Origin of the sequence: Arhodomonas sp. KWT2 (genome assembly GCF_041949875.1) — a bacterium.
GTDB lineage: Bacteria > Pseudomonadota > Gammaproteobacteria > Nitrococcales > Nitrococcaceae > Arhodomonas > Arhodomonas aquaeolei.
Genome location: NZ_JBHFPQ010000029.1, coordinates 108,522 through 116,267, shown reverse-complemented (window position 1 = coordinate 116,267; position 7,746 = coordinate 108,522). Strand labels below are relative to the sequence as shown.

Sequence of the window (7,746 nt, the reverse complement as noted above, 5' to 3'; positions counted from 1 at the left end):
AATATAGCGAGTGGGAACCACCCGATCCCATACCGAACTCGGAAGTGAAACCACTCCGCGCCGATGATAGTGCCGCCTCGCTGTGGTGCGAAAGTAGGTCATCGCCAGGCTCTTATCCCTAAACCCCCGGCCATTAATGGCTCGGGGGTTTTTTTATGCAAATTTGTCAGGTGCCGCGGTACGCCGCAGGGGCCCCTCGGCCCCGGATACTGCCCCGCGGCCGGCGTAATTGGTTTACCCCGGCTCGTACGGGATGGGGGCAGCCAGGTGTGCGCGCCTCCCTTGGCAGAGGTAAATCAGGTACAGTGACGGCCTGTCTTCAACGGCCACGGACAGGCCATCACGTCGGAAATTCGCGGAGAGGGAATAATGGCAAGCGGCTCGGTCAACAAGGTCATCCTGATCGGCAATCTTGGGGCGGATCCGGAGGTGCGTTACGCGCCCTCGGGCAGCGCGGTCACCAACATCCGGGTCGCGACCACCGAGCAGTGGCGGGATCGCCAGAGCGGCGATCGCCAGGAGCGCACGGACTGGCACCGCGTCGTGTTCTTCAACCGCCTGGCAGAGATCGCCGGGGAGTACCTGCGCAAGGGCTCTAAGGTCTACATCGAGGGCCAGCTCCAGACCCGCAAATGGCAGGGGCAGGACGGTCAGGACCGCTACACCACGGAGGTGGTGGCGCGCGAGATGCAGATGCTCGATACCCGTACCACCGGTGGTGGCGGCGGCGGAGGCGGCCCGCGGCCCGAGCCCCAGGGCGGTGACGGGGGCTACGGTGGCGGCGGCGGCCGTCAGCCGGAGCCGCCGCAGGACGATTTCGACGACGACATCCCGTTCTGACACCGCGAGTGACGGCGAGGACGGACCTGCCGGGCGAGTGCGTCCCGGCAGGCAGCGCATGGTGGTCTGATGCCCCCGCCACCCGGGGGGGCAGGCCAACGGCGGTACCCGCGCTTGCTGGGAACGCGTAATGCGGCTGGCGAAGATCAAGCTCTCCGGCTTCAAGTCGTTCGTGGACCCCACCACGGTGACGCTTCCCGGCGATCTCGTGGCGATCGTCGGGCCGAACGGCTGCGGCAAATCCAACATCATCGATGCCGTGCGCTGGGTCATGGGCGAGAGCTCGGCCAAGCACCTGCGCGGCGAGTCGATGGCGGACGTCATCTTCAATGGTTCCGGCAGCCGTAAGCCGGTGGGTGCCGCCTCGATCGAGCTCGTCTTCGACAACAGCGACGGCACCATCACCGGGCAGTACGCCGGCTACAACGAGATCGCGGTGCGCCGCCAGGTGAACCGCGACGGCCAGTCCGCGTACTACCTCAACGGCACACGCTGCCGCCGGCGCGACATCACCGACATCTTCCTTGGCACCGGTCTCGGGCCGCGCAGCTACTCGATCATCGAGCAGGGCATGATCTCGCGGGTGATCGAGGCGCGCCCCGAGGAGCTGCGCCGCTACCTCGAGGAGGCGGCGGGCATCAGCCTGTACAAGGAGCGCCGGCGTGAGACCGAGCGGCGCATCCGCGACACCCTGGAGAACCTGGAGCGGCTCGAGGACGTTCGCGACGAGGTCGCGCGCCAGCTCGAGAAGCTCAAGCGCCAGGCCGACACCGCCGAGCGTTACAAGGGCCTGCGGGCCGAGCAGCGCCAGCGCCAGGCCGAGCTGCACGTCCTGCGCCTGCAGGGCCTGGAGGCCGAGCGCGAGCGCCTGGAAGGCGAGCTGCGGCGCCGCGACACCGAGGTCGAGGCCGCGGTCGCCGAGCAGCGCCGGCTCGAGCGCGAGACCGAGAGCGTGCGCGCACGCCACGCCGAGGACAGCGACCGCCTCAACGAGATCCAGGCCGAGTACTACGGTGTTGGCTCCGAGATCACCCGCCTCGAGCAGCGCATGAAGCACCAGCGTGAGATGCGTGAGGCACGCCGCGCGGAGGAGGCGCGTACCCGCGAGGCGCTGGATGAGCACCGGGCCAGCCTGGAGCAGGACGGCGAGAAGCTGCGCCTGGCCGAGGAGCGCGTCGCCGAGCTGGAGCCGGAACACGAGGCCCTTGCCGAGGCCGAGGCCGGTGCCGACGAGGGCGTGCAGCAGGCCCAGCAGGCACTGGAGGACTGGCGCGAGCGATGGGAGCGCTTCAACGAGGACGCCCAGCAGCCGGCGCGTACCGCCGAAGTCGAGCGTGCCCGTATCGAGCAGCTCGAACGTCAGGGTGAGGAGCGGACCCGTCAGCGAGAGCGCCTCGCCCAGGAAATCGAGTCCCTGGACGAGGCCCTGGCCCGCGAGTCGGACGAGGCCGGCGCGGAGCGTCTGGAGGCCCTGGAGGAGCGCCTGGAGGGCCTGCGCGAGCGCCTGGACGAACGCGACGAGGCCCTGACGGCACTCGAGGACGAGGCCACCGAGCTGGACGAGTCCCTGGAAGGGACCCGGGAAGAGCGCCACCGTACCGCGGCACGGCTCACCTCCCTGGAGACCCTGCAGGAGGCCGCCCTCGGCGAGGGCGAGGCGGCGGGGCGCTGGCTTGCCGCGCAGGGCCTGGACGACGGCGAGCGGCTGGCCCGCCGCCTCGACGTCGAGCCGGGCTGGGAGCGGGCCGTGGAGGCGGTCCTCGGGGCCCACCTGCAGGCGGTCCTGGTCACGGATCCCGGGCGCTACGTGGCCGCCCTAGCGGCCCTGGAGGGTGACGAGATCGTGCTCCAGCGGCCCGCGGACGGGGTGCTGGATGGGGCATCGCCCGGCGACGGGCTTGCGCGGCGGGTAAGCGCCCCGTGGCCGGTGGCGGGGCTCTTCGCGGGGGTCCATACCGCCGAGGATGTGGATGCCGCACTGGCCCGAGCCCCCGACCTCGCGCCCGGCGAGGAGATCGTCACGCCGGACGGCACCCGTTTCGGACCGGACTGGGTGCACGCCCGCGGCGAGGCCCGTGACGACACCGGCGTGCTGGCACGGGAGCGCGACCTCTCGGAGACGCGGGAGGCGCTTGAGACGCTGGATGCCCGGCTCGCCGAACAGGAGGCCCGCCGCGGCGAGCTGCGTGAGCGCATCGCCGATCTCACCGAACGACGGGACGACGACCGCGATGCCCTCCACGAGGCCGAACGCGAGCGCGCCAGCCTGCAGGCGCAGGTGGACAACCAGCGGGCCCAGCAGCAGGAGCGCGGGGAGCGCCGCCGCGCCCGCCAGGCGGAGCTCGAGGACCTTGCCGAGGCCATCGAGGAGATCAATGCGGACGTCCGTGCCGCTCGCGAGCGCCAGGCCGAGGCGCTGGATCGCAGTGAGGCCCTGGACGAGACCCGGGAGCGGCTCAACGAGGAGAAGCTCGGTCTGCAGGACCAGCTGGATGCGGCGCGCGAACGCCTGGCCGACGTGCGCTCGCGCCGGCACGACGTGGCACTGCGCCTGGAGAGCGCGACCACGGCCAGACAGTCCCTGGCGGAGTCCGTCTCACGCCAGAAGGCCCAGTGCGAACGCCTCGAGGCGCGGCTCGCGGAGCTCGCAGCAGCGGACGACGAGCCCGCCGAGGTCGACGACGAGGCCGCCGAGGCCGAACGCCAGCGCCTGCTGGAGCGTCGCCAGTCCGTGGAACACGAGCTCGGCGAGGCCCGCACCCGCCTGGGTGACGCGGAGGAACGGCTGCGCGATCTCGAGACCCGCCGCGGCGAGGCCGAGCGCTCGGTCACCGAGCTGCGCGAGGGCACGGAGTCCGCGCGTTACCGCAGCTACGAGCTCAAGATCCGCATTCAGACCCAGGCCGAGCAGCTCGCGGAGATGGAGGTGGATCGCGCCGAGACCGCCACGGCGCTGCCGGAGGACGCCGACGAGCAGCGCTGGGAGGCGGAGCTGGAGCGCCTGGATGAGCGCATCCGCCGCCTGGGGCCGATCAACCTGGCGGCGATCGACGAGTACCGCGAGCTCGAATCCCGCAAGGGCTACCTCGACAGCCAGTACGAGGACCTCAACGAGGCCCTGGAAACCTTGCAGTCCGCGATCCGGCGCATCGACCGGGAGACGCGCCAGCGTTTCAAGGAGACCTTCGAGAAGGTCAACGAGGGCATGCAGCGTCTCTTTCCCCGGCTTTTCGGCGGCGGCAGCGGCTACCTGGAACTCACGGGCGAGGATCTGCTCGAAACCGGTGTGGCGATCATGGCGCGCCCGCCGGGCAAGCGGGTGAGCAACATCCACCTGCTCTCCGGCGGCGAAAAGGCGCTCACGGCAGTGGCCCTGGTGTTCGCCATCTTCGAGCTCAACCCGGCGCCGTTCTGCATGCTCGACGAGGTGGACGCACCGCTGGACGAGGCCAACGTCGGGCGTTTCTGCGACATGCTCCAGGCCCTGTCGGACCGGGTGCAGTTTATCGTCATCACCCACAACAAGGTGACCATGGCCGCGGCCAGCCACCTTGCCGGCGTGACCATGAACGAGCCCGGAGTCTCCCGGCTGGTGGCCGTGGATATGGAGGCGGCGACCGCGCTGGTGGACACCCCGGGGGACGGGGCTTGAGCTTCATGCACGCGCCATGCAGGCTGTTCCGAGCATGGCGAGCGCCCTCGGCCATGGCATCCAGGTGAGCGATCGGACGGGAAGATGGACGAACTGCGCTGGCTTTTGATCATTCTCGGTGCCCTGGTCATTGTGGCCATCTACCTGCATGGCACGTTCCAGAACTGGCGCCATGACGGCCTGCCCTGGTCCCGGAACCGTCGCAACCAGCGCGAGCCGTTCGCCGGCGGTGGTGTCGAGGAGCCCCACCTGGACGACGAGCTGCCCGAGTTCGATCCGGAGCTGGAAACCGGGCGCGAGACCGGGGACCTGGGCCGGGAGGGTGACGATGACGACCGGGTGTCGCCGTTTCACGACGTGGGGGCGGAGGCCGATCCCGAAGCCGGCATGGACGAAGGTGACGACCTCCCCGCCGGCCGCGACGAACGTGACTTCCCCGCCTGGGCCCACAGCCGCGTCGAAGGCTCACGCTCCCGGGCCGAGGAGTGGCCCGTGCCGGAGGCGGACGACGACGACTGGTGGCCGGACGATGACCTTCCCGTTGGCAGCACGCCGGATGACGGAAGCCCGGACGCGCCGGAGATCGAGGAGGGTGTCGAGGGCAGCGACGCCGGTGCGCTCGGCGACGGTGGCGGCGAACGCGAGCCCGCCCGCCGTGGCCGGCTCGCCGAGCGCCTGCGCCGGGCCCTGGGCACGGACGGCGGTGGCGACGGCAGCCGTGGCGGGGGCGAGGCCGAGGCGGACGTGCCCCCGGGGCTGGAGGAGAAGATCGTCGTCATCAACGTGCTCGCCCCCAACGGCGAGCGATTCCTCGGGCCCGCGGTGCAGGATGCCCTGCAGTCCGCCGGCCTGACCTTCGGCGAGCACGGCATCTTCCATCGCTACATCGAGGGCAGCCGGGGCCGGGTCGCGGAGTTCAGCGTCGCCAACATCCTCAACCCCGGCTGGTTCGACCTGGAGCGCATGGAGGGGTTCGAGACCCCGGGACTCGCGTTCTTTCTCCGCCTGCCGGGGCCGTTCGACGCCGTGACCGCCTTCGAGGAGATGCTCGAGGCCGCACGCCACGTGGCCGGCGAGCTCGACGGCCAGCTTCTGGACGCGCGCCGCTGCGACCTCACCCATCAGGCGGTGGAGCACCTGCGCGAGGAGATGATCGAGTACCGCCGCCGTGCGCACCTCGCCCGCCGGCAGCACCGAGAGTGACCACCCCGAACCCATGAGCGAGTCCAACGACGCCTTCCCCGGGGCGGAACGCCGTGCCGCCGAGCTGCGCGAGACCCTCGCCGACCACAATTACCGCTATTACGTCCTCGACGAGCCGGCCGTCTCCGACGCCGAGTACGACGCGCTGCTGCGCGAGCTCCAGGACCTGGAGCGGCAGTGGCCGTCGCTGGCGACCCCGGATTCGCCCACCCAGCGCGTCGGCGCGCCACCGCTGGAGGCCTTCGAGCCGGCGCGCCACGAGCAGCCCATGCTCTCGCTGGGCAACGTCTTCAGCGAGGAGGAGCTGCGCGAGTTCGACCGCCGGGTGCACGAGCGTGCCGCCGGCGGCGATGTCGCCTACGTGTGCGAGCCCAAGCTCGACGGCCTGTCGGTGAACCTGCGCTACGAGGACGGCCTGCTCGCGCGCGCCGCCACGCGGGGCGACGGTGAGGTCGGCGAGGACATCACCGCTAACGTGCGCACCATCCGCTCGGTGCCCCTGCGCCTCACCGGCGCGGCCCCGTCGCTGCTGGAGGTCCGTGGCGAGGTCGTCATCCGCAAGGCGGACTTCGAACGCCTCAACGCCCGGCGCGAGGCCGCCGGCGAGCGGACCTTCGCCAACCCCCGCAACGCCGCCGCCGGCAGCCTGCGCCAGCTCGATTCCCGGATCACCGCGCGCCGGCCGCTGACCTTCTTCACCTTCGGCACCGGGGCCAGCTCGGAGACACTGGCGGCCACGCACAGCGACGTGCTCACCCGGCTTGAGGCCTGGGGTTTCCGGGTCAACGAGCACGTCCAGCGCGTCGACGACGTGGACGGCTGCCTCCGCTATTACCAGTGGCTGCTGGAGTATCGCGATACGCTGAGCTACGAAATCGACGGCGCGGTCTACAAGGTCGACGACCTGGCCCTGCGCGAGCGCCTGGGCTTCACCGCCCGCGCACCCCGTTGGGCCGCCGCGCACAAGCTCCCGGCGCGGGAGGCCACCACGGTGGTGGAGACCATCGCGGCCTCGGTGGGGCGTACCGGCGTGATCACCCCGGTGGCCGAGTTGGCGCCCGTCGAGGTCGGCGGCGTGACCGTCAGCCGCGCGACCCTGCACAACCTCGACGAGGTGCGCCGCAAGGACGTGCGCGAGGGCGACACCGTCATGGTCCGCCGTGCCGGTGATGTCATCCCCGAGATCACGGCGGTAATCACCGAGCGGCGGCCTGCCGGCGTCGAGCCCTGGGACATGCCCGGCGCCTGTCCGGTATGCGGCTCCGAGGTGCTGCGCCTGGACGAGGAGGCCGCCCACCGCTGCATCGGCGGGCTGTACTGCCCGGCCCAGCGCATGGGCGCGCTGCTGCACTTCGTCTCGCGCCGGGCCATGGACATCGACGGGCTCGGCGAGAAGCTCGTCGCGCAGCTCGTCGAGCGCGACCTGGTGCGCACCGCCGCCGACCTGTATCACCTCGATGCCCGGCGCCTGAGCGGGCTGGAGCGCATGGGCGAGCGCTCCGCCGCGAACCTCCTGCGCGCCATCGACGCCTCCCGCGAGACGACCCTGGCGCGGTTCCTCTATGCCCTGGGGATCAATCACGTGGGTGAGGTCACCGCCAAGGCCCTGGCGGCCCACTTCGGCGAGCTCGATGCCATCAGGCAGGCGGATGAGGAGGCCCTTGAGTCGGTGCCGGACGTGGGGCCCGTGGTCGCGCAGAGCGTGGCGCACTTCTTCGCCCAGCCCCACAATCAGGAGGTCATCGACGGCCTGCTCCACGCCGGTGTCCACTGGCCGGCCCCGGAGGGGCGTGACGGTGATGAGGCGCCCCTGGCGGGCCGGACCTTCGTGCTGACCGGCACCCTGGAGGGGTTCACCCGCGACGAGGCGCGGGCGCGGATCGAGGCCCTGGGCGGCAAGGTGACGGGCAGTGTCTCCGGGCGCACCGACTACGTCGTCGCTGGCGCGGACCCGGGCTCCAAGCGGGACAAGGCAGAGCGCCTGGGGGTGAGCGTGCTGGACGAGGCCGCCTTCCGCGAGCTCGTCGGCGGCGCCGGCTGAGAGGCGGGTG

At 71.2% G+C, this 7,746-nt stretch carries 4 protein-coding genes and 1 rRNA gene; all 5 read left to right on the top strand.

From position 1 onward, the window contains the following. Window positions 1–110 (top strand): 5S ribosomal RNA (rrf, locus tag ACEZHJ_RS03515); the annotation flags it as partial. Between the two features lie 259 nt (window positions 111–369). Continuing rightward, a complete protein-coding gene (ssb, locus tag ACEZHJ_RS03510; protein WP_018717616.1) occupies window positions 370–840 on the top strand; it encodes a single-stranded DNA-binding protein in 471 nt (156 codons plus the stop codon). Between the two features lie 130 nt (window positions 841–970). Continuing rightward, a complete protein-coding gene (gene smc / locus ACEZHJ_RS03505) occupies window positions 971–4,492 on the top strand; it encodes a chromosome segregation protein SMC (RefSeq protein ID WP_163138666.1) in 3,522 nt (1,173 codons plus the stop codon). An 84-nt stretch (window positions 4,493–4,576) separates the two neighbouring features. Next, a complete protein-coding gene (gene zipA, locus ACEZHJ_RS03500; protein WP_018717618.1) occupies window positions 4,577–5,695 on the top strand; it encodes a cell division protein ZipA in 1,119 nt (372 codons plus the stop codon). Between the two features lie 13 nt (window positions 5,696–5,708). Next, entirely contained in the window at window positions 5,709–7,736 is a 2,028-nt protein-coding gene (gene ligA, locus ACEZHJ_RS03495) for an NAD-dependent DNA ligase LigA (protein WP_163138667.1), read from the top strand. Window positions 7,737–7,746 lie beyond the last annotated feature (10 nt).

Bases quoted from the DNA above. Each gene is read 5' to 3' on its own strand.
- ssb (WP_018717616.1), top strand. From the start codon at position 370: ATGGCAAGCGGCTCGGTCAACAAGGTCATCCTGATCGGCAATCTTGGG.
- ligA (WP_163138667.1), top strand. From the start codon at position 5,709: ATGAGCGAGTCCAACGACGCCTTCCCCGGGGCGGAACGCCGTGCCGCC.
- smc (WP_163138666.1), top strand. From the start codon at position 971: ATGCGGCTGGCGAAGATCAAGCTCTCCGGCTTCAAGTCGTTCGTGGAC.
- zipA (WP_018717618.1), top strand. From the start codon at position 4,577: ATGGACGAACTGCGCTGGCTTTTGATCATTCTCGGTGCCCTGGTCATT.